Genomic DNA, 22,467 nt, shown 5'->3' with positions numbered 1-22,467 from the left:
CTGCGTAGGGCTGGCATTGAAATCGCAAAACGCCCCGCACATCTGCGGGGCGTTTCTTTTTTTGTACGGGTCGTCTGATCCGCGCTAGTCAGTTAACCGTTTGGCCATCCAGTCGTCTATCCGGCTGATCTGCTCGAGGCTGAGCCTTAGACCCAGCTTATTGCGCCGCCACACAACATCCTGAGCGGTGCGCGCGTATTCCTTGTCCATCAGCCAAACCAGTTCGGCCTCGGTCAACGTCGCGCCGAAATCGTCACCCAGATCGCTCTGATCCTTTGCCGGACCCAGAAGGTCCCAGGTCTCGGTGCCATAGGCCCGGATCAATCGACGGGCCCAAAAATCGGTCAGGAACGGGTACTCCGCTATCAGTTTCCCGATCAAATCCTGCACGCCGTCGACCGGAAAATCCCCGCCGGGCAATGGGACGCCTGCGGTCCATGGTCCGCCAAGATCCGGGAAATGCTCTCCAATCTTCTCCAGCGCGCTTTCCGCGAGGCGTCTGTAGGTGGTGATTTTACCACCAAAGACATTCAACACCGGAGCCCCGCTCTCGGCATCAACTTTCAGCGTGTAATCGCGGGTAGCCGCCGTGGCACTGCTTGCGCCATCATCATATAGCGGACGGACGCCTGAATAGGTCCAGACAATATCTTCACGGGTAACGGGCTTCGCGAAGTATTTCGATGCGAAAGCGCACAGATACTCCTGCTCGGCCTCGGTACATACCGGAGGCTCGGAGGGGTCAGAATGATCCTGATCCGTGGTTCCGATCAAGGTAAAATCCTGCTCGTACGGGATCGCAAAGATGATGCGCCCGTCTTCGCCCTGAAAGAAATAGCACTTGTCATGGTCAAACAGCTTGGGTGTCACGATATGGCTGCCACGCACCAGACGGACGCCTTCTCGGGAATTGACCCGGATCTTGGTCTGGATGATGTCACCTACCCAAGGTCCGCCCGCATTGATCAACATCTTCGCAAGGACGGTTTCGGTCTTGCCGCTATCCCGATCCCGGATCGTGACTTGCCACACTTGATCGATCCGCTCAGCCGAAAGAACTTCGGTCCTGACCATGATCTTAGCCCCGCGTGCCTCGGCATCGCGGGCGTTCAGGACCACCAGCCGCGAATCCTCGACCCAGCAGTCCGAGTATTCATAGGCGGTTTCAAATTTGTCTTGCAGCGGAGCCCCCTCGGGTGCCGCGCGCAGGTTCAGCGAACGTGTACCCGGCAGGATTTTGCGACCGCCCAGATTGTCATACAAAAAAAGGCCAAGCCGTATTAGCCACGCAGGACGACGCCCGCGCATCCATGGCATCACCGTACTGAGCAACCGTGAGGTCGGCGTTTCAGAGTCAAAACGCATATCGGCGTGATAGGGCAGCACGAAACGCATGGGCCAACTGATATGGGGCATAGCGCGCAGTAAGGTCTCGCGTTCGACCAGCGCTTCACGCACCAAACGAAATTCAAAAAATTCCAGGTACCGTAGCCCGCCATGAAACAGTTTGGTCGAGGCTGACGACGTCGCCGAGGCCAGATCGTTCATTTCAGCCAAGGTGACCGATAGGCCCCGACCTGCCGCATCACGTGCGATACCGCACCCATTTATACCCCCGCCGATCACAAAAAGATCGGTAACTTGGCTGCTGTCCGATGACATATCCAATTGATTCCCCAACGTGGCAGTTTCAAGCGCATTAGCCGTATGATGGTTCGTATCGTCAACTATATTTTTCGATATTGTTCGTTTTTAGCTGAAACAACGAATATTAATAAGTGCAACTAACGAATTCCCTTGCTTAATCGCAAAATTAGAACAAAAACGAAAACACCGGAGCTCAGGACCGCCCATGTCACTATCATTTCGCCAATCGGACATTCTTTTAGTCGCCGAGCAAGAGGGCCGCGTTACTGTCGAAGGACTGGCCGAGCGCTTTCAGGTGACGGTTCAAACCATTCGCCGTGACCTGACTGAACTGTCAGAGGCAGGTAAGTTGGATCGGGTTCACGGGGGTGCCGTTCTGCGTTCTGGCGTGTCTAATATTGGATACGAAGAACGGCGCGCCCTGAACCATGAAGCCAAGACACGCATCGCTGAACGCTGCGCGGCCGACATCCCCGAGGGCAGCTCGATCTTTATGAACATAGGCACCTCGACCGAGGCCGTTGCTCACCAATTGCTGAAACACAAAAACCTAATGGTCGTGACCAACAATATGAACGTCGCCAATATCCTGGCCGATAACCCCGATTGCCAGATCGTCGTTGCAGGCGGTGTGCTGCGCAGATCAGATAGTGGGTTGGTCGGGAATCTTGCGGTCGCGACCATCCGCCAGTTCAAATTCGATCACGCGATTATCGGCTGTTCCGCATTGGATGCGGATGGGGATCTAATGGATTTCGATCTCCAAGAAGTACTGGTCAGTCAAACCATCATTGAACAAGCCCGGCAGATCAGCCTTGTAGCGGATGCTTCAAAGTTTCAGCGCACCGCACCCGCACGCATCGCCTCATTATCCGATGTTGATATGGTTTATACCGATCTACCGCTACCCGGCGACCTCCATCAGAAGTGCATAGACTGGAACACCAAAATTATTGAATGCTGATGCATCCTTCCGATCAGCCAGAAAGTGATTGATTAGCTGGACAACAGCGCCCGAGGATGGAACAGTTTCCAACAACAGGAGGCGCGAGCATGGGACTTTTGGGGCAGCCGCTGGGCTACTATGACTATCTGACATTTGTGGCACTTATCTTGCTGCTGGCAGCGGTGATGGCGTTGTTTCTATTCATAATGGGTCTGCCCGGACGTATCGCGATCAAACGCAATCACCCCCATGCCGAAGCGGTCAAGATCATGGGATGGATGGGATTTTTGGCGATTGTCCCTTGGGTGCATGCCTTTATCTGGGCGTTTCACGACGGCGTCACCGTCGACATGCGCCGCGGCCCTGATGAAGAACGCAAGGCCATAAGGGATGAAATCAAGCGTCTGGGAGGCACCGTCAAACCGGAATACCAGGACCCACTTGATACCGACGAAACAAAGCAAGCCTAAGGCCAAAGGAATTCAGCACTCATGTTCGTCGCCCTAGGCATCACGCTTTTCTACATTATTTTTGTCTGGTTCATCTTCTTCAAGGTGCAATGGCTGAAATTCAACATCATGTGGGGGATCGTCTCATTCTGGGTCGGCGCTCATCTGCTGCTGATCTTTTTGGTCGCGCTGCGCTTCTTTCAGCCCTTTTCCGTCGACAGCCACGTCGTGCGCTCCACCATCCAGATCGTCCCGCGTCTGACTCAGCCCACAATCCTGTCCGAGGTTTTGGTCGAGCCCAACACCTGGGTCACTAAGGGCGATCCGCTGTATAAGTTCGACGACACGGTGTTTTCGCTGGCCGTGGACAAGGCGAATGCACAGCTGGTGGCGGCGCAGCAAAACGCAAAGATCCTTGAACAGGACGTTATCGCGGCGGGAGAAGCAGTCGAACGCGCGAACGCGCAGCTGGCCTATGCGCTGACCGAACAAGCGCGATACGAGAACCTCGTTCCCGCCGGGGGCGCACGCCAGGATGAACTAGACCGCTGGAACGAACAGGTCGCGGAAGATCAGGCGAAGATTAAGGAAGCTCAGGCCAATCTTGAAAAGGCCAACCTTGCGCTGGATTCGCAGATCGACGGCGTGAATACGGGCATTATTGAGGCTGAGGCGCAGCTGGCCGAGGCCGAGTATTTTCTCGACAACACAACGATCTATGCCCCCGAAAATGGCATGATCGTTTCGCAACAGGCCCGCCCGGGGATGGTTGTGGGGGAAATTCGTCTGGGTGCCATTGCCAGCTTTGTCACCGAAGAAGACCCCTATATTCTAGCCACCTTCCGCCAGCAGAACCTAAAATTTGTCGAGGTCGGCCAACCGGTCGAAGTTGCTCTGGACCTCTATCCCGGAGAAATTCTGACCGGCAAGGTTGAGGCGGTCTGGTGGGCTACACGTCAGGGCCAATACTTGCCCTCAGGCCGCCTGCCCGGCTTTGAGCTGCCAAAACTGCCCGGTCGGATCGCTGTTCAGATCTCGGTCGATGTGCCTGAGGGGCATACTTTTCCTGCAGGTGGCCACGCTGCGGTGGCGATTTACACCGGCATGGGAAAAAGCTTTGAATTTCTGAGGCGCATCAACATTCGCCTCTATTCCTTCGCCAACTTCATCCGGCCACTGGATATCTGAGGATGCGTACGATGACACTCCGCCGGTTGTTAGGCACTGCCCTTTGCGCCGTTGCCCTCACCGCCTGTACGCCAGTGGGGCCTGATTTTGTGCGCCCCAACTCTCCGGTCGTGAAGCAATGGATGGAGGTCAACAACCCCAGCGCGGGCCAGAGCGGCCTGACCTCACGCAGCGCTCCGGTTGTGCGCTGGTGGGAAACGTTTAATGATCCGACGCTGAACAAGCTGATCGCCGAAGCCTATGCGCAGAACCTGACCTTACAGGTCGCAGGTGCCCGCGTACTTCAGGCCCGCGCGCAGCTTGGTATCGCATTCGGAGAGCTCTACCCGCAATCGCAGGCCGTGGGCGGTTCGCTCCAACGCCGACAGATCAGCGACAATCTTGGGCCGATTTCGGACATCCGGCGGATTATTCCCTTGGACACCGAATTCTCGACTTCGCAAGTTGGGTTTGATGCGCAATGGGAACTGGACGTATGGGGCCAGCAACGTCGCGGCGTACAGGCCGCGCGATCGAACCTGGCACTGCAGGTTGCTAATTATGACGACGCACTGGTCACGCTGACCGGGGACGTAGCGGCGCTTTATATCAACATCCGTTCGTTGCAAGAGGCTCTGCGCATCGCGCGGGAAAACATCACGATTCAGCAGGCATCGGCAGACCTCACTCAGCTGCGCTTCAACAACGGCGTTACAACCGAGTTGGATGTGCAGGAATCGACTGCCCTGCTCAACAACACCAAGGCACTCGTGCCCGAGTTGGAAAGCGATATCCAACAAGCCAAGAACGCACTGGCGGTTCTGTTAGGAAAAACGCCGTCTCAGATGGCGGGCTTGATCGGAAACTCGGGTCGCATTCCAACAGGGCGCAGCAACGTAGCTGTGGGAGTCCCCGCCGAATTGCTGCGGCGGCGGCCCGACGTCCGCGCCGCCGAGTTGGCGGCAGCCACCCAATCGGCGCAGGTCGGGATCGCGTTAGCTGATCTCTATCCGCAGTTCATTCTGTCGGGTGCGATCGGTTTGCAGGCCTCGGGTGGGCGCGATCTGTTCAGCACCAACAGCGCCACAGGATTGGCTAGCGCAGGCGTTGTCTGGAATGTCCTGAATTATGGCCGCATTAAGAACAATGTCCGCGCGCAGGATGCCGCCTATCAAGCGTTGATCGCCAATTACCAGAACACTGTGCTGACCGCCTATTCCGAGGTCGAAAGCGCGATGGTTGCTTACGCACAGGCGCGCAAACAGGTCACCTTTTATCAGCGCAGCGTCGAAGCTTCGCGCAAGGCGGCTGAAATCGCGGTCGATCAGTACCGAGACGGCATCGCCAGCTATTCGCGTATCCTGAACACGCAGACCGCGCTATTACGATCGCAGGCGAACCTGATCGAGGCCCGGCAGGAGGTCTCATCCAATCTGGTCGCGATCTACAAAGGTCTGGGTGGTGGTTGGCAGATTCGGCAGAATCAGGAATTCCTACCCGAGACGGTGCTGGCCGAGATGGCTTATCGCACCGATTGGGGTGATCTGTTGGAGAAAACGCCAACACGCGCCAGCTTGAACTAAGGCCTATTTCGTCAACCCGCGCAGGCCACCCGAGATCAGGATGTTAACTTCGTAGAGGATACGTGGCGCGGCCAACCCGCCGGGGCTGGCCAGATAGTTGGGGCTCCATTCCGGATCGAATTTCTGCTTGAAGGCGCGCAGGCCTTCGAAGTGGTAGAATTGTTCGCCATGTTCATAAACGAACCCACCGATCCGATTCCAAAGCGAGGCCAACTGCCGGTTTTCGATCCCTGAAAATGGCGCGGCGCCCAGCGAGAACCAGTGGAATCCCTGCTCGGACCCCCAGACCATCATCTCAGCAAACAGCGCATCCATGACAAAGCTGGGGCTATCCGGTTCATAACGCATCAAATCCAGAGACAGTTCGGATTTGTTTCCGCCTTGAAACAGGTTGGCAAAGGCCATGATCTTGCCCGTCTCATCCCGCAGAACCGCATGGTCGAAATAGGAAAGGTAGGCATCATCAAAGCCGCCCAAGGCAAAACCCTTTTCCTCACCTGCCTTTTGCGCCAACCAATCGTCCGAGATCTGACGAAGTTCGGGCAACACCGGTGCAAGCTGTTCTTTGGGGATAATTTCGAACTTGTACCCCTCACGCTCAGCCCTGTTCTTCGCCTGCCGGAACCGTTTTCGCGATTTTCCGTCCAGCGAAAAATTCTGCAGCGGTACGCGGGCCACTTCTCCGATCTTCAGGATCGACAGGCCGAGGTCCAGGAATGTCGGCAGATATTTGGTCGATACACTGTAGAACGCACAAAGCTTGCCTTCGCGATCGGCCATTTCTCGCAATTGCCAGATCAGTTGCTGCCCCGCTTGCTCATCACCCACAGGCTCTCCTTTGGTGATCAGCGCATTGCCAGTATCTGCATAGGCAAGGAATGCGGTTTCGTCAGGCGAGATCAGGAATTGCTTATCACCCGTCAGTGAAATCTGAGATTCGGTGTCTTCGCTCTCCATCACGAGACGTTCGACAACTTCGGGGATTTCAGTCCTAACCGGCGCGGGGATTTCACGGCCGAACAGCGAGTTCACCGCCACGATGCCAACGATCACGGCCACCACGAGGCTGGACCGCAGGAATCGCGAGGCGTCTCCACTCCAGGCAAAGTCCCACCACAGCGCGTTTTGATATTCGACATGGGAATAAGCGAACAATCCAATCCAGAAAATCACCGCCAGCAACGCGACGACGCTGACCAGCCAAGGGATATTTAGCCGAAAGATAGATGCACCGGTTACCCGGTAAAACGCACCCCGAAACATCGCCAAAAGGCCAATCGTGAACAGCAATGAAAGGGCTTCATGCGTATCAAGCCCTTTGGCGAGCGAGGCGAAGAAACCCGCCACCATCAAAAGCATGGCAACAACCCATGCCCGATAGAGTTTGCGGAATAGGCCACGTGAGACAAGCAGCAGAAGTACACCCACGGCGCTGCCTGCAAGATGAGATGCCTCGACAAATGACAAAGGCAAAACCTCTCGCAGTACGCCAAGGTTCTGCGTACTGGAAGGCAAAGCCCCTGAAACCAACAGGATAACTCCTGCCACAGCCGCGACGCCGGCAGCCACCATCGGGACAATGGGGCGAATTGCGCGATAGACCCAAGTGACCGCGCCCCCGATGCGATGGCGCTGTGTCAGCACCGAAGCGACCGCGATCGACAGGCTGGCGATGGCAAACGGAAGGAAGGTATAGACCAGTCGGTAGAGCAGCAGCGCAGCGATCACATCAGACCGGCCCGATGCCCCTAGACCAGCGATCAGAGTGGCCTCGAACACACCGATTCCACCCGGTGCATGGCTAAGGATACCCACCGCTATTGCGCCTATATAGACCGCGAAGAAATACGGGTAGCCAACCCCCAGATCGTCCGGCATGAGCACATACAGCGCCATTGAAGCGCCGAACAGATCGCCTACCGCCGCGATTGTCAGCAGACTTGCCAGCTTGCCGCCCGGCAGGTTGAACCCAAACCCGCCATAGGCCAATCGCCGCCCTCCGCTTGAAAGCCAGACAAACAAGACCGCAAGCCCCGCCAACATGCTCAGACCGATCACAGTTTCCGTCGTTTCACTGATCGGCAGGACCTTGGAAATGCCATCCGGGTGTATTGTAAGCAACAGGCCCAAAAGCAGGATCAGTCCCATCCAGAACGCCACCCAAGAGGTCGCGATCACCCCGGCCACGCGGCCAAGATCAAGCCCCAGCGACGCATAGATACGGTATCGGATCGCGGTGCCGGTGATATAGGAGAATCCCAGGCAGTTCGATACCGCATAGCCGCTTGCTCCGGCCATCCCTGCGACGGGCAAAGGCACTTTTCCATCGGCGACGCTCTGCACGGCAAGCACATCGTAGAACGAAAGCGACAGAAAACTGAAAGCCGTCCAGCACATCGCAAAAAACATGAATTTCCATGGTTTCGCTGCGATATCGCTTTGGATATCTGACCATTTCACATGCGCAGAGAGGTCATGCAGAACCGCAAGCGCGATTCCTGTAATCAGCAACGGAACCGCAATCTTGACCAGCGGCTTTTCCAACAGCCCTGTCACATACTCGGCCAGACGTACGGCGCGTGTCTCTTCCGTTGTCGGCTGTGTCGTCATTCCGTTCGCCCCTGCCCCGCGATCCTCAGATCAGTGTCAATTCAAAGCTTTGCACGAATTTTCCATCCGGCAAAGGGCCTAGGCCAACGCGTCACGAGCGTCCCTTGCGTGTCGAGAGCAACAGATTGGTCTCAGATCGTGTAACGCCCTCCATCCGACGGATCTGGAACAGGACTTCATCAAGCTCATCCAGTGTATCGGTTCCGATCTCTGCGATCAGATCCCAACTTCCATTGGTTGAGTGCACCGCCCGAACCTGACGCATCGCAGCGATCCGCGATCTGATCCGCTCGGTCCCGCGGCCTGCGATCTCAAGCATCATCAATCCACGAACAGGGCTTTCCGATACGCCCTGCCGTGTCACAACGGTAAAGCCGACGATTTCGCCAGACTGCTGAAGCCGCTTTAGTCGGCTGCGCACGGTTGTTCGGGTCACCCCGAGCAGTTCAGCCAGTTCCGACAACGATGCCCGAGCATCTCTGTGCAGTGCGTTCAATAAGCGATTGTCCAGTTCGTCCATGCGTGATTACCAAATCGGAATTTGCCAATTCACTTTGACCAATTTGATCTCTTTTCTCAACTCATATCGTATCGATAGATAGACTTATGAGCAAAATGAACATCATTCTCGCCGGAGCGCCGATGGATGCCGGCAAACACCGCCAAGGCTGTCGGATGGGTCCAGATGCCTATCGGGTCGCGGGTCTCGCCCAAGCGCTGTCAGATCTCGGGCATTCTGTGTCGGACATCGGTGACACGCGACCAGATGCCGTCTACATTTCGGAAGACACCCATCTGTTCTCTTTACCGGAATGCGTTGGCTGGACACAGGCGCTAAGCCGCACGGCTCAGGAAGCCGCGCTTGAAGGCCTTCCCATTTTCATGGGCGGTGATCACGCCCTGTCGATGGGCACAGTGGCGGGAATGGCGGCACATGCGGACCGTATCGGGCGCCCTCTGTTCGTGCTCTGGTTAGATGCACACAGTGATTTCCATACGCCCAGCAGTACGGCCAGCGGTAATTTGCATGGAACGCCGGTCGCTTATTTCACTGGCCAGTCAGGCTTTGACGCCTTTCCACCGCTGATATCGCCGATCCCAACGGATCGCGTCGGTATGATTGGTTTGCGCTCGGTCGATCCCGCCGAACGTGCGGCATTGGAAAAAGATCACGCGATGCTCGCCGATATGCGCAGCATCGACGAGCATGGTATCAAGACACCCCTACTGGCCTTCCTTGACAAAGTGCGCGCAGCAAACGGCATCCTGCATGTCTCGCTGGATGTGGACTTCCTTGATCCCTCGATTGCGCCTGCGGTTGGAACCACTGTCCCCGGCGGTGCCACCGAACGTGAGGCCCATCTGGTCATGGAACTGCTGCATGAAAGCGGCCTTGTCTGTTCTCTGGATCTAGTTGAACTGAACCCATTCCTGGATGAGCGCGGCCGAACCGCAAAACTTATGGTCGATCTTGCAGCCTCGCTTATGGGTCGTCGCATCTTCGATCGCCCAACCCGGAGCTTCTGATGATTTCTCTTCAATCTCCTTCAGCTGTCGTGATGGTGCGCCCCCATGCATTTGCGTCAAATCCAGAGACCCGCGACGACAATGCGTTTCAAACATTGGCAAATCGATCTGCTGCAGCGACGTCTGCTGCCGCGCGGGATGAGCATGACAAAGCAGTAGAACAGCTTCGCGCTGCTGGTGTGACCGTTCATGTGTTTGACGACGAAGGCGAACGTGACACACCCGACAGCGTGTTCCCAAACAACTGGTTTTCGACCCATCCAGGCGGTCATGTCGCTGTTTATCCGATGTTCGTTCCATCGCGCAGACGCGAAAGACGCTCAGATGTAATTGAGTTACTGAAGCGGGAATATCGAGTGCAAGACGTCATCGACTATTCCGGCCTTGAACAGGACGACCTCGCGCTTGAGGGCACGGGCGCGATGGTTCTGGATCACGTGGGCCGTATTGCCTACACTGTTCGATCCAACCGCGCCGATCCGGTGTTGTTGGAGCGTTTCTGTACGCATTTCAACTATGAGCCGATTGCCTTTGATGCAAAGGACGCTGAAGGCCGTGATGTCTATCACACCAATGTCCTGATGGGGATCGGCACGCACTACGCCCTTATCTGTTTGGACATGATTTCCAACCCAGAACGTCGGGCAACAGTTCGGGCACGGCTTGAGGAATCTGGCCGTACTGTCATCGATCTGTCCCATGAGCAGATTGCAGATTTTGCAGGAAACGCGATTGAGCTTAGTGGCAATGATGGTCTTGTCCTGGCGTTGTCCAGCCGAGCGCTACAGGCTCTTACACCTGCTCAAGTCGCGATCATCGAAGCCAGTGCAACTCCGCTGCCGCTCTCGGTTCCCACAATTGAAACAGCCGGTGGATCCGTACGTTGTATGATCGCTGGTATCCATCTTTCCCGCCGATAGGAGTCTTTGATGCAACCTTCTGATAAGGCCCTCGTGCCATTTGTATCCGTCGACAACATGATGCGTCTGGTCCACCACATCGGGGTCGAACAGATGATCACGCAGATTGCCGCGCAGATCGAATCCGATTTTAAACGCTGGGAGAGCTTTGACAAAACGCCCCGCATCCCGGCCCACTCACCACATGGGGTGATCGAACTGATGCCAACCTCGGATGGTGAGGCATACGGGTTCAAATACGTCAACGGGCATCCCAAGAACACGTCTGAGGGCCTGCAGACCGTTACCGCGTTTGGCCTGCTGGCTGATGTCTATACCGGTTACCCGACATTGTTGACCGAAATGACGATGTTGACTGCTTTGCGGACAGCGGCAACCTCTGCGCTGGTCGGCAAATATCTCGCGCCCAAATCCGCGACGACGATGGCGATGATTGGAAACGGCGCGCAATCCGAGTTCCAGTGCCTCGCCTTCAAAGCCATGTGCGGAATCGATACGGTCCGTCTCTACGACACAGACCCGAACGCGACGGCGAAATGTGCAGCCAATCTGCAGGGCAAAGGGCTGACGGTCGTGCCCTGCAAATCGCCGGAGGACGCAATCGAAGGCGCTCAGATAATAACGACCTGCACTGCTGATAAGAAATACGCCACCATCCTGACCGACAACATGGTTGGCCCTGGCGTGCATATTAACGCCATTGGCGGCGATTGCCCCGGCAAGACCGAACTGCACCGCGATATTCTGTTGCGCTCGGAGATCTTTGTAGAATACCCCGAGCAAACGCGGATCGAAGGTGAAATTCAAGCTCTGGAGAATGATCACCCTGTCACCGAGATGTGGGAAGTTATGACCGGACAAGCCACAGGGCGCACCGATGATCGACAGATCACGTTGTTCGACAGTGTCGGCTTCGCGATCGAGGACTTCTCGGCACTACGTTACATCAAAAGCGCGATTGAAGGCACTGATTTCTATGAGCCATTGGACATGCTCGCAGACCCAGACGACCCGCGGGATCTGTTCGGGATGTTGATGCGGGCAGGATAAAGAACCCGCACATCATAAACTGTGCCCCGACCTTTGGTCGGGGCTTTTTCTTATCCCGCAAGCGATGGCAGGTATAGAACAATCCCTGGAAAGGCCACCAGCAGTGCGATGGTAAGTGCATCGGCAATGAAGAATGGCGTTACCCCTTTGAAGACATCCTGAACACTAAGATCAGGCCTCACGCCTGCGACAACAAAACAGTTTAGACCAATAGGAGGTGTGATCAGGCAAAACTCGGCCATTTTGACCACCAAGATACCAAACCAGATCGCACACATCGGCCCGGACATACCAAAGGCGCTGTCTGCTGCGCTGACGGCCTCGCCTCCGTTCAGGGCCATAACGGCGGGATACACAACCGGAAGTGTCAAAAGCAACATACCGATCGCATCCATGAACATGCCCAGCACAGCATAGGCTAGTAGTATGCAGATCAGGATCAACATAGGTGACATTTCGAGCGAAGTGATCCAGTCGGAAAACGCCCCCGGTAAATCAGCAAATCCTAGAAACCGCACATAGATCAGAACACCCCAGATGATTGCGAAGATCATGGCGGTCAGTTTGGCGGTTTCAAGCAAGGCCGATTTGAATTCAGGCCAGCGCATGCCGTGGATCAGGGCAAAGCAGAACACGATGAAGGCCCCGATGGCCCCGCCCTCGGTCGGGGTGCCCCAAGCCTTGTCGCCGAAGGGGTTATAGACAAAGCAGATTATGATGAGGATCACCGCCACAATGGGCAGTGCGCCCGGAAGAGCAGCAAATCGTTGTTTCCAGGTAAACCCGGTGACCGGCGGTCCGACGGACTTGAAGATCACGGCGATACCGACGATCAGCAAGCCATAGATCACCGCCGAAAACGCGCCGGGGATGAAGCCTGCGAGCAGCAGTTTTCCCACATCCTGTTCGACAATAATGGCGTAAATCACAAGGATCGCGGATGGGGGGATTAGCGAGGCCAAGGTTCCGCCAGCGGCAACCACACCGGCGGCGAAACGTTTGTTATACCCGACGGCCAGCATTTCAGGGATGGCGATGCGCGCAAAGACGGCTGATGTGGCGACCGATGCACCTGATACGGCGGCGAAACCGGCGGTCGCAAAAATCGTTGAAACGGCCAACCCGCCAGGCACCCATGCCACCCAGCGTTTTGCCGCCTCAAACAAGGCGCGGGTCAGGCCAGCGTAGTAGGCTAGATAGCCGATCAGGATGAATGTTGGGATCAGGCTCAGCGTATGAGACGCCACCTTGGAATGTGGTACCTGGCCAGCCGTTTTGACGGCCACAGTCAGTGCCTTACCAAACCGCTCGGGATCATACCCAAACTTTGCCCAGAATATCCAAACAAGGCCAACCAACCCTGCCAGACCTGCAGCAAATGCCACCCGCATGCCTGTGACGACAAGAACCAACAGTCCGGCAGTGACCCAAAGGCCGATATCAATCGTGTCCATGGGTCAGTTACGTCCTTCGAATTGTTCGGCCTCGGCTGCAGCCTGTGCGGCGGCATCCTGTATCAGCGGTACGGCCACCGGTGCCTCGAGCCCCAGCATGAAGGCTCGTCCATAGCCCCAGACCTGCAAGATTAGCCGGGCGCACAGCACCGAAAAAGCAACGGGCGCCAGCAGCTTGGCTGGCCAAATAGGAATCCCGATATCAATCGAGCTGTCGCGACTCCACATCGGAGCGCCGAAGTCAAAGGACCGGTCAAAGTGGGACCAACTACCCCAAACCAGCGCCAGCATCAGCAGCAGTATCAACAGAACCGAGATCAGCTCGAACAACCACAGCGCCCGCCCTTTCAGGCGCGAGATAACGATATCCATTCGGATGTGCCCGCCATCGCGCTGCACAAACGAAATACCCAGAAACGCGATCAGGGGCATCGCCTGTTCAATCCAGTCAACATATCCGGGCAAAGGCGCGTTTAACGCGTTTCGGCCGCTGACTGACACAACAGCCAGCACCATCAGCCCGAAAACCGCGAAACCGCTGATCAGCGCCATAAAACGCTCTAGACGTAACAAACGGTGATCCAACCGGCTTAGAAGACTGCCATCCTCAAGCACCGTGGCATGTCCTGCCATCTCAGCATTCCTTTGATTGAAGGAAATGCCGGGTGCCTAATGACACCCGGCTGTGGCGATCAGTTACCGCCGCGCTGCTGTTGCAGTGTCGATTGCACAAGATCATAAAGATCCTGCGCAGGTAGACCCTGAGCGGTCATGTCTTCGATCCACTTCGCGCGAATCGGATCAGCGGCTTTGGCGCGAAACTCCTCAAGCACGGCATCGTCAATCTCGACCTTTTCAACGCCTTTCTCTGCCAGCACGCCATCCCACTTTTCAAGCAGTCCACCGTAGTTGGCCAGATAGTGATCGATAGCCTCATCAATCGAGCTGTCCAGCGCTTCGCGATGTTCGGCTGGCAGCGCTTCATAAGCGTCGATATTCACCACCACCGGACAGTTTACCGTTCCAGGATTCAGATTGGCCGTCCACCAGTCAGCTTCGTTGATCGTCCCGAATGACAAATGCGCATGCTGAGCGAAGGCCACGGTATCGACCACGCCAGATTCCATCGCATTATAAGCTTCGGTCGCGGGCACGGACGTAGGTACGCCACCAACCGCTTCAAATGCTTGCCCCAAACCGCCAGTGGCGCGTACGCGCATACCGTCGAACTCGGCAAGCTCATCACGAGGGTCACCGGTACCAACAAGGTTATATTGAGGCATCGGTGAAGTCATGATGATGCGCGCGTTCCACTGCGCCATCTCGTCCTTGACTGCTGGATGATCATAGACTGCGTGGCTGACGGCCACCTCTTCATCCAATGTGTTTACGCCAAGGAAGGGCAGTTCCAAAACGGTGATCGCGCGGTTCTTATCGCGGTGATAGCCCGCACAGAACTGCGCCATCTCGAACGCGCCAATCTCGATACCATCCAGGTTTTCCTTGGGCTTCGACAATCCACCATAGCTAACATTGATGGTGAAATCGCCGCCGGTTTTTTCGTTCACCAGTTCAGCCAGTTTCTCAACATGCTCGGTAAATGCGCGGCGCTTACCCCAGACCGAGGCATTCCATTCGGTCGCAGCTGCTTCAGTGACAAACGCCACACTCAGGGCGGCAAAAGCCGCACCGCTCAACATCTTTTTCATAGTGGTATCTCCCTTAGTTGCGCCCCCTATCGGGATGCTTGATTGTGAAGCTAGCGCCAAGTCTAGAAGCTGCCAACCCCTGCGAGGAGAAGTGGTGTTATCGCCACCAGACTTCGAGATTAAAGTGAAGCTATCGGCCAAAGCCCCAGACACATGCCAATGAGTGCTTATGTCATTACAACTATCTTACTGTTCTAAAATATATTTTACGCACAATTTCAGAGTTGTTTACAATATTAGTGCCGGAAATGAAATTTCTTTACAAAGAAATCCAAGGATTATGGCAATTTATTTATTTCTTTTCTGATCCCCGTATTATTCAACTTGGGGAGGAACCGGATCGACATTGCCTGATCGGCTGGCAAAATCGATCCCATGTAATCCAGTCCAGAGGGAGGAGCCTCAAAGATGACTACCGCTGCCCAGGCAGATGCCAAGACATATCCGCCATCCGCAGAAACTGTCGCCCGTGCGCATGTCGACGCCGACAAATACGCAGATATGTACGCTGCGTCGATCAACAACCCCGAAGCATTCTGGGATGAGCAAGGCAAGCGCGTTGACTGGATCAAGCCTTATACTCAGGTCAAAGACGTCAGCTATGATTTTGGTTCGGTTGGTATCAACTGGTATGCGGACGGCACTCTAAACGTCTCGGCCAACTGCCTTGACCGTCATTTGAATACGCGCGGCGATCAGACAGCGATCATCTGGGAACCGGATGATCCAAACGACGAAGCTCAGCACATTACCTACGCCGAATTGCACCGTCGCACCTGTCGCATGGCCAATATTCTCGAGTCGATGGGCGTGCGCAAAGGTGACCGCGTTGTGATTTATCTGCCGATGATCCCTGAAGCAGCCTACGCGATGCTGGCTTGTGCACGGATCGGAGCAATCCACTCGATTGTATTTGCTGGGTTTTCACCCGATGCGTTGGCAGCCCGAGTCAACGGATGTGATGCCAAGGTCGTCATCACTGCCGATGAGGCACCACGTGGTGGCCGAAAGACTCCGCTGAAGTCCAACGCAGACGCGGCCCTGCTGCACTGCAAAGACAGCGTGAAATGTCTGGTGGTCAAACGCACCGGTGGGCAGACCACTTGGATTGATGGCCGCGACTATGATTACAACGAAATGGCGCTTGAAGCGGATGACTATTGCGCACCCGCCGAGATGAATGCCGAAGATCCGCTGTTCATTCTCTATACTTCCGGTTCGACCGGTCAGCCCAAAGGTGTCGTCCATACGACCGGCGGTTATCTGGTCTATGCCGCGATGACGCATGAGATCACATTCGACTACCATGAAGGCGACGTTTACTGGTGCACCGCCGATGTCGGCTGGGTCACCGGCCACAGCTATATCGTCTATGGCCCGCTGGCCAACGGAGCGACCACACTGATGTTCGAAGGCGTGCCGACCTATCCGGATGCATCACGCTTCTGGCAGGTGTGCGAAAAGCACAAGGTGAACCAGTTCTACACCGCTCCGACGGCAATTCGCGCTCTGATGGGTCAGGGTACCGAGTTCGTCGAGAAATGCGACCTGAGCGATCTCCGGACGCTGGGCACAGTCGGCGAGCCGATCAACCCGGAAGCCTGGAACTGGTACAATGAAGTTGTTGGCAAAGGCAAATGCCCGATTGTTGACACCTGGTGGCAGACCGAAACCGGCGGTCACCTGATGACCCCCCTGCCTGGTGCGCATGCGATGAAGCCCGGCTCGGCGATGAAACCGTTCTTCGGCATCCAGCCGGTGGTTCTGGACCCGCAATCCGGTGTTGAGATCGAGGGAAATGGCGTTGAGGGTGTTCTGTGCATCAAAGACAGCTGGCCCGGTCAGATGCGCACCGTTTGGGGCGATCATGAGCGGTTCGAGAAGACCTATTTCTCGGACTACAAAGGCTACTACTTCACCGGCGATGGCTGCCGTCGCGATGAGGATGGCGATTACTGGATCACTGGCCGCGTCGATGATGTAATCAACGTCTCCGGCCACCGGATGGGCACGGCCGAGGTGGAAAGCGCGCTGGTCGCCCATGCCGCCGTCGCCGAGGCCGCTGTGGTTGGCTATCCCCATGAAATCAAAGGGCAAGGCATCTATTGCTATGTCACTTTGATGAATGACCGCGAGCCGTCGGATGAGTTGCTGAAAGAGCTGCGCACCTGGGTCCGGACCGAGATCGGCCCGATTGCCTCGCCTGATGTGATCCAGTGGGCCCCCGGCCTGCCCAAGACTCGCTCGGGCAAGATCATGCGCCGAATTCTGCGCAAGATTGCCGAGAACGACTTTGGTTCGCTTGGCGATACGTCGACCCTGGCCGATCCGTCAGTGGTCGAAGACCTGATCGAAAACCGGGCAAACAAGTGAGGATGTGATGGACGCTGCCACGACCATATCCCCCGCTGTTCTGATCCTTCTCGGCCCTCCGGGCGCCGGGAAGGGTACGCAGGCTCGTATGCTTGAAGAGAAGTTCGGGCTTGTACAACTCAGCACCGGTGATCTGCTGCGCGACGCGGTCGCCGCAGGTACCGAGGCTGGTAATGCTGCCAAAGCGGTTATGGAGGCAGGCGATCTTGTCAGCGACGGCATCGTCATCGCGATCCTGCGCGACCGCATGGCAGAACCGGACTGCGACAAGGGCGTCATACTGGATGGTTTCCCCCGGACCACAGTCCAGGCCGAGGCTCTTGATGGTCTGCTCGCGTCTTCAGATCAGAAGATCAACGCGGCCATCAGCCTTGAAGTTGAAGACGCCGAGATGGTGACGCGGATTTCGGGTCGTTACACCTGCGCCGGATGCGGTGAGGGCTATCACGACACGTACAAGCAGCCCATCGAAAACGGCAAATGCGACAAGTGCGGTCACACAGAATTCAAACGCCGCGCCGACGACAATGCCGAGACGGTCGCGTCGCGTCTGGCGACCTATCACGCGCAGACCGCACCGCTGATTGACTACTATCAAGCCCAGGGCGTGCTGAAAGGCATCGATGCCATGGGTCAGATCGACGACATCGCACAAGACCTTCACGGGATTGTCGGCGAGGTCATGAATTAAGGGGAGGAGATAAGCCTTAGGGCTTTGATCCTAAAACAGAATACTTCAATGGACCCGCCTTGGCGGACCAGAGGAGTTATGCCTGACGTCACGGGGCGTTTGGCACAACCGAGAAGCGGCCCACCGCACTGGAGGAGTTGGGCAATGGGCCGCCAATGAGGGAAGCGAAGGAGGAACCCGCGATGGCGGATCATTCAACAAACTCCGCGCAGACTGCTGAAGCCGACAAGGGCTATTGGCAGGCCAACCTGCGCCTCATCTACATCAGCCTCGCGATTTGGGCGCTGGTGTCGTTTGGATTCGGCATTCTGCTGCGTCCGCTGCTGTCCGGCATCGCCGTTGGCGGTACAGATCTGGGCTTTTGGTTCGCTCAGCAAGGATCGATCCTGGTCTTTCTGGTGCTGATCTTCAACTACGCCTGGCGCATGAACAAGCTCGACGCTGAGCACGGCGTGGACGAGGAGTAATCGGCATGGATCAGTTTACTATCAACCTGCTGTTTGTGGGCGCGTCTTTTGCGCTTTACATCGGCATCGCGATCTGGGCCCGTGCGGGTTCCACATCGGAATTCTATGCCGCCGGTCGCGGCGTTCACCCGGTCACCAACGGTATGGCGACAGCGGCGGACTGGATGTCTGCGGCCTCGTTCATCTCGATGGCGGGCCTGATTGCCTTTACCGGCTACGACAACTCGACCTTCCTGATGGGTTGGACCGGTGGCTACGTGCTGCTGGCCCTGCTGCTTGCGCCCTACCTGCGTAAGTTCGGCAAGTTCACCGTGTCGGAATTCATCGGCGATCGTTTCTACAGCCAGACCGCACGTATCGTTGCGGTGATCTGTCTGATCGTTGCGTCGGTGACCTACGTGATCGGTCAGATGACCGGTGTTGGCGTGGCCTTTGGTCGCTTCCTCGAAGTGTCCAACACTACAGGTCTGCTGATCGGCGCCGGCGTTGTGTTTGCCTACGCAGTGTTTGGTGGGATGAAGGGCGTGACCTACACTCAGGTCGCTCAGTACTGCGTGCTGATCACCGCTTATACCATCCCGGCCATCTTTATCTCGCTGCAGCTGACCGGCACGCCTGTTCCGGCGCTGGGTCTGTTTGGTGACACCGCCAGCGGTGAACCCCTGCTGACCAAGCTGGACGCCATCGTGACCGAGCTGGGCTTTAACGACTACACGGCCCACCACTCGAATACGCTGAACATGGTGCTGTTCACCCTGTCGCTGATGATCGGTACTGCGGGTCTGCCGCACGTCATCATGCGCTTCTTCACCGTTCCCAAAGTGTCTGACGCACGTTGGTCGGCGGGCTGGGCGCTGGTCTTCATCGCTCTGCTGTACCTGACGGCTCCTGCTGTTGGTGCAATGGCGCGCCTGAACATCACCGACATGATGTGGCCCAATGGTGGCATCGAAGGTGGCGCTGTTTCGGTCGAGGAAATCGACAATGATCCGCGTTACGACTGGATGGCCACTTGGCAGAAAACCGGTCTGCTGGATTGGGAAGACAAGAACGGCGACGGCAAGATCCAGTACTACAACGACAAATCCGAGGCGATGACTGCAATCGCCGAAGAAAAAGGCTGGGTCGGTAACGAGCTGACCAAGTTCAACCGCGACATCCTGGTTCTGGCCAATCCTGAGATTGCCAACTTGCCAGGTTGGGTGATTGGTCTGGTCGCTGCTGGTGGTCTTGCGGCTGCTCTGTCAACCGCTGCGGGCCTTTTGCTGGCGATCTCGTCGGCTGTGTCCCATGACCTTGTCAAAGGTGCAATCAACCCGTCGATCTCTGAAAAGGGTGAACTTCTGGCGGCACGGATTGCCATGGCTGTAGCCATCGTGGTTGCAACCTACCTGGGTCTCAACCCTCCGGGCTTTGCGGCACAAACCGTGGCCTTGGCCTTTGGTCTGGCAGCAGCCTCGATCTTCCCGGCGCTGATGATGGGGATCTTCTCGACCCGCATCAACAACACCGGCGCGGTTGCAGGTATGCTGGCTGGTCTGACCGTAACCCTGGTCTACATCTTCCTGCATAAGGGCTGGCTGTTCATTCCGGGCACCAACTCGTTCACCGATGCTGATCCGCTTCTGGGTCCGATCAAGTCGACCTCGTTCGGCGCCATCGGTGCGATGATCAACTTCGGCGTCGCCTACGTCGTTGCCGGTATGACCAAAGAGACTCCGCAGGAGATCAAAGATATGGTCGAAAGCATTCGCATTCCCCGTGGTGCGGGCGCAGCTCAGGATCACTGAGTGTGATGCGGTCGGCGGCTCTTGTCTTCGATCGCATCTTTCGACTTACTGTTCCCGCCCGGCACACCACCGGGCGGGATTTTTTATTCGGAACTCCGGAGAGCGTAAATGCCCCTGTCCCATGACGAAATCACCCGGTTTCTGAAGTCTGTACACCCCTATGACTCGTTGCCCCATGATGCTTTGGACGATCTGGCCAAGCAGATCGAAGTGCGCGAAGTCGATGCCGATGGCAGCATTTACCAGTTGGGCAACGCTCTGCCCGGCGTCTTTGTGATCTATGAAGGACAGGTAGAAATTACCGATGAGAACGGCGCTGTCGTTTCGCATCTGGGATTGCGCAATTCTTTTGGTGAGCGCGGATTGCTGAAGGACGGCAAAGCCGCCACACATGCGCGCGCGCACACGCCGTCAGTGTTGATCGTGTTGCCGCCAGACCTTGTGAAAAACCTGATCGAAGGTCACGATGTGGTGTCCAAGTTCTTTAACCGTTCACGCGGAGGGCGGAGCGGACCGCAAAGCCTGGCTACCAGTGCAATTGATGTGCTGATGGCTCGTGACCCTGCCACCTGCCCGCCCGATACTCCGGTTCAAAACGCCGCGCAGATCATGCGCGACCGCCATATCTCATCGCTTTGCGTGACCGAAGGGGACAGATTGTTGGGTATCGCAACCCTCCGCGATATTTCCGGCAAATACGTCGCCGAGGCGATGCCCGCTGACACCGCGGTTTCGGCGATCATGACCGCCGATCCAATCATTCTTGCCCCGACAGATATCGGCTCGGACGTATTACACGTGATGATGGAACGTGGCATCGGTCATATTCCAATTTCCGAGGCCGGTAAGCTGGTCGGAATCGTAACCCAAACCGACCTCACCCGCTATCAGGCGGTCAATTCTGCCGAGTTGGTAGGACGAATTGCCCGCGCCGACAGCCCGCAAGAGATGGCTCAAGTCACCGCTGAGATACCACAACTGCTGGTCCAACTCGTCGCGGGTGGCAACCGGCACGAGATCGTTACACGGCTGATCACCGACATCGCAGACACTGCGACGCGGCGGTTGCTGGCACTGGCTGAGGCTGAACTGGGTGCGCCGCCAGTGCCCTACTTGTGGCTTGCTTGCGGCTCGCAAGGACGGCAGGAACAGACCGGAGTTTCTGATCAGGACAATTGCCTGATGCTAGATGACAGTGTGGCGGACGGCGATATGGCCTACTTCGCTGCGCTGGCCAAATTCGTCTCAGACGGGCTGGATACCTGCGGTTATTTCTATTGCCCCGGTGACATGATGGCGACCAACCCTCGCTGGTGCCAGCCCGTGCGCGTCTGGCGCGAGTATTTCAATGGCTGGATTGCCAAACCCAACCCCGAGGCGCAAATGCTGGCCTCGGTGATGTTTGACCTGCGGCCCATCGGAGGGTCCTTCGATCTGTTCACCGACCTGCAGGCCGATACGCTGGCGGCAGCCAATGCGAATTCGATCTTTGTCGCGCATATGATTTCGAACTCACTGAAACACACGCCTCCTCTGGGCCTGCTGCGTGGATTCGCCACCATACGTTCGGGTGAGCATCGCAATACGCTCGACCTCAAGCATAATGGCGTGGTGCCTGTCGTGGATCTGGCACGCATCTACAGCCTGCAGGGACAATTAACCGAAGCGAACACCCGCGCCCGTCTTAGCGCCGCCGAGGCTGCGGGTGTGCTCAGCGCGTCCGGCGCACGCGATTTACTGGACGCATATGACCTAATCGCTGAGACCCGATTGGAACATCAAGTGCGTCTGGTCAAATCCGGGGATGCACCGGACAATTACCTGCCACCCGCTGAATTGTCGGACTTTGAGCGAAGTCATCTCCGCGATGCCTTTGTCGTGGTAAAAACCATGCAATCAGCGGTTGGCCATGGCAAAGGAATGCTGGGTTAAGAAACTGGAAATGAGCGGAGAAATCACATGTTTCTGGAACTGATCGGCACGATTTTTGCAGGCTTTGCCTTTGCGGGTGTCGTGATGGTGGTGAACAAGCTGACCGGGGGCCGCTTGCCCAAATAGGTGGCGCCGGTTGCGGCACGTGCGGG

General features: G+C 56.5%; 18 protein-coding genes. 12 read left to right on the top strand and 6 right to left on the bottom strand.

Going from position 1 to position 22,467, the window contains the following annotated elements:
- Window positions 1–84 precede the first annotated feature (84 nt).
- Window positions 85–1,662: a glycerol-3-phosphate dehydrogenase gene (gene glpD, locus ACRZ9U_RS20765; protein ID WP_170406411.1), complete on the bottom strand. Its 1,578-nt coding sequence runs from the start codon at window positions 1,660–1,662 to the stop codon at window positions 85–87.
- 190 nt (window positions 1,663–1,852) lie between these two features.
- On the opposite strand from glpD, the gene ACRZ9U_RS20760 reads away from it, so the two are divergent.
- The 4 genes from ACRZ9U_RS20760 (at window position 1,853) to ACRZ9U_RS20745 (ending at window position 5,792) form a co-directional block, all read left to right on the top strand.
- The gene (locus tag ACRZ9U_RS20760) at window positions 1,853–2,611 is read left to right on the top strand and encodes a DeoR/GlpR family DNA-binding transcription regulator (RefSeq protein ID WP_170405221.1); all 759 of its coding nucleotides are present in this window, start codon (window positions 1,853–1,855) and stop codon (window positions 2,609–2,611) included.
- Between the two features lie 89 nt (window positions 2,612–2,700).
- Window positions 2,701–3,063: a DUF3302 domain-containing protein gene (locus ACRZ9U_RS20755; RefSeq protein WP_170393336.1), complete on the top strand. Its 363-nt coding sequence runs from the start codon at window positions 2,701–2,703 to the stop codon at window positions 3,061–3,063.
- A 21-nt stretch (window positions 3,064–3,084) separates the two neighbouring features.
- Complete coding sequence (locus ACRZ9U_RS20750; protein ID WP_170393337.1) at window positions 3,085–4,230, top strand: HlyD family secretion protein; 1,146 nt, start codon at window positions 3,085–3,087, stop codon at window positions 4,228–4,230.
- Window positions 4,231–4,241: 11 nt separating this feature from the next.
- Complete coding sequence (locus ACRZ9U_RS20745; RefSeq protein ID WP_480902907.1) at window positions 4,242–5,792, top strand: efflux transporter outer membrane subunit; 1,551 nt, start codon at window positions 4,242–4,244, stop codon at window positions 5,790–5,792.
- A 3-nt stretch (window positions 5,793–5,795) separates the two neighbouring features.
- On the opposite strand, the gene mprF is transcribed toward ACRZ9U_RS20745, so the two are convergent.
- Window positions 5,796–8,402 (bottom strand): bifunctional lysylphosphatidylglycerol flippase/synthetase MprF, encoded by a 2,607-nt coding sequence (mprF, locus tag ACRZ9U_RS20740; RefSeq protein ID WP_480902905.1) that lies wholly within the window; start codon window positions 8,400–8,402, stop codon window positions 5,796–5,798.
- Window positions 8,403–8,493: 91 nt separating this feature from the next.
- Window positions 8,494–8,922 carry an Lrp/AsnC family transcriptional regulator gene (locus tag ACRZ9U_RS20735; RefSeq protein ID WP_170393340.1) on the bottom strand — a complete coding sequence of 143 codons (429 nt, stop codon included), beginning with the start codon at window positions 8,920–8,922 and terminating at the stop codon, window positions 8,494–8,496.
- Between the two features lie 86 nt (window positions 8,923–9,008).
- On the opposite strand from ACRZ9U_RS20735, the gene rocF reads away from it, so the two are divergent.
- Genes rocF through ACRZ9U_RS20720 form a run of 3 tightly spaced genes read left to right on the top strand, consistent with a single transcriptional unit; the run spans window position 9,009 to window position 11,899 of the window.
- Window positions 9,009–9,929 (top strand): arginase, encoded by a 921-nt coding sequence (rocF, locus tag ACRZ9U_RS20730; RefSeq protein ID WP_170405206.1) that lies wholly within the window; start codon window positions 9,009–9,011, stop codon window positions 9,927–9,929.
- Window positions 9,929–10,849, top strand: coding sequence for a citrulline utilization hydrolase CtlX (gene ctlX / locus ACRZ9U_RS20725; protein ID WP_170393342.1), 921 nt, complete (start codon window positions 9,929–9,931; stop codon window positions 10,847–10,849). Before rocF ends, ctlX begins: the two co-directional genes overlap by 1 nt.
- A 6-nt stretch (window positions 10,850–10,855) precedes the next feature.
- A complete protein-coding gene (locus ACRZ9U_RS20720; RefSeq protein WP_170405203.1) occupies window positions 10,856–11,899 on the top strand; it encodes an ornithine cyclodeaminase in 1,044 nt (347 codons plus the stop codon).
- Between the two features lie 50 nt (window positions 11,900–11,949).
- Here ACRZ9U_RS20720 and ACRZ9U_RS20715 read toward each other — a convergent pair whose 3' ends face one another.
- Genes ACRZ9U_RS20715 through ACRZ9U_RS20705 form a run of 3 tightly spaced genes read right to left on the bottom strand, consistent with a single transcriptional unit; the run spans window position 11,950 to window position 15,062 of the window.
- Window positions 11,950–13,353, bottom strand: coding sequence for a TRAP transporter large permease (locus ACRZ9U_RS20715; protein WP_170393344.1), 1,404 nt, complete (start codon window positions 13,351–13,353; stop codon window positions 11,950–11,952).
- A gap of 3 nt (window positions 13,354–13,356) precedes the next feature.
- Window positions 13,357–13,986 carry a TRAP transporter small permease subunit gene (locus ACRZ9U_RS20710; protein WP_170393345.1) on the bottom strand — a complete coding sequence of 210 codons (630 nt, stop codon included), beginning with the start codon at window positions 13,984–13,986 and terminating at the stop codon, window positions 13,357–13,359.
- 59 nt (window positions 13,987–14,045) lie between these two features.
- Window positions 14,046–15,062: a C4-dicarboxylate TRAP transporter substrate-binding protein gene (locus tag ACRZ9U_RS20705; RefSeq protein ID WP_170405200.1), complete on the bottom strand. Its 1,017-nt coding sequence runs from the start codon at window positions 15,060–15,062 to the stop codon at window positions 14,046–14,048.
- 408 nt (window positions 15,063–15,470) lie between these two features.
- Here ACRZ9U_RS20705 and acs point away from each other — a divergent pair, with 408 nt between their 5' ends.
- From acs to ACRZ9U_RS20680, 5 genes are all read left to right on the top strand, one after another.
- Complete coding sequence (gene acs / locus ACRZ9U_RS20700) at window positions 15,471–17,435, top strand: acetate--CoA ligase (protein WP_170405196.1); 1,965 nt, start codon at window positions 15,471–15,473, stop codon at window positions 17,433–17,435.
- 7 nt (window positions 17,436–17,442) lie between these two features.
- Window positions 17,443–18,126: an adenylate kinase gene (locus ACRZ9U_RS20695; protein ID WP_170405194.1), complete on the top strand. Its 684-nt coding sequence runs from the start codon at window positions 17,443–17,445 to the stop codon at window positions 18,124–18,126.
- A 182-nt stretch (window positions 18,127–18,308) separates the two neighbouring features.
- Window positions 18,309–18,593, top strand: coding sequence for a DUF4212 domain-containing protein (locus ACRZ9U_RS20690; protein WP_010439512.1), 285 nt, complete (start codon window positions 18,309–18,311; stop codon window positions 18,591–18,593).
- Between the two features lie 5 nt (window positions 18,594–18,598).
- Window positions 18,599–20,383 carry a sodium:solute symporter family protein gene (locus ACRZ9U_RS20685; RefSeq protein ID WP_170393349.1) on the top strand — a complete coding sequence of 595 codons (1,785 nt, stop codon included), beginning with the start codon at window positions 18,599–18,601 and terminating at the stop codon, window positions 20,381–20,383.
- Between the two features lie 108 nt (window positions 20,384–20,491).
- Window positions 20,492–22,315 carry a DUF294 nucleotidyltransferase-like domain-containing protein gene (locus ACRZ9U_RS20680; protein ID WP_170405191.1) on the top strand — a complete coding sequence of 608 codons (1,824 nt, stop codon included), beginning with the start codon at window positions 20,492–20,494 and terminating at the stop codon, window positions 22,313–22,315.
- The last annotated feature ends 152 nt before the right edge of the window (window positions 22,316–22,467 follow it).

Source organism: Ruegeria sp. D7 (assembly GCF_056534355.1).
The sequence above is the reverse complement of the archived record's forward strand: the minus strand, read 5'-3'. Positions and strand labels throughout refer to the sequence as shown.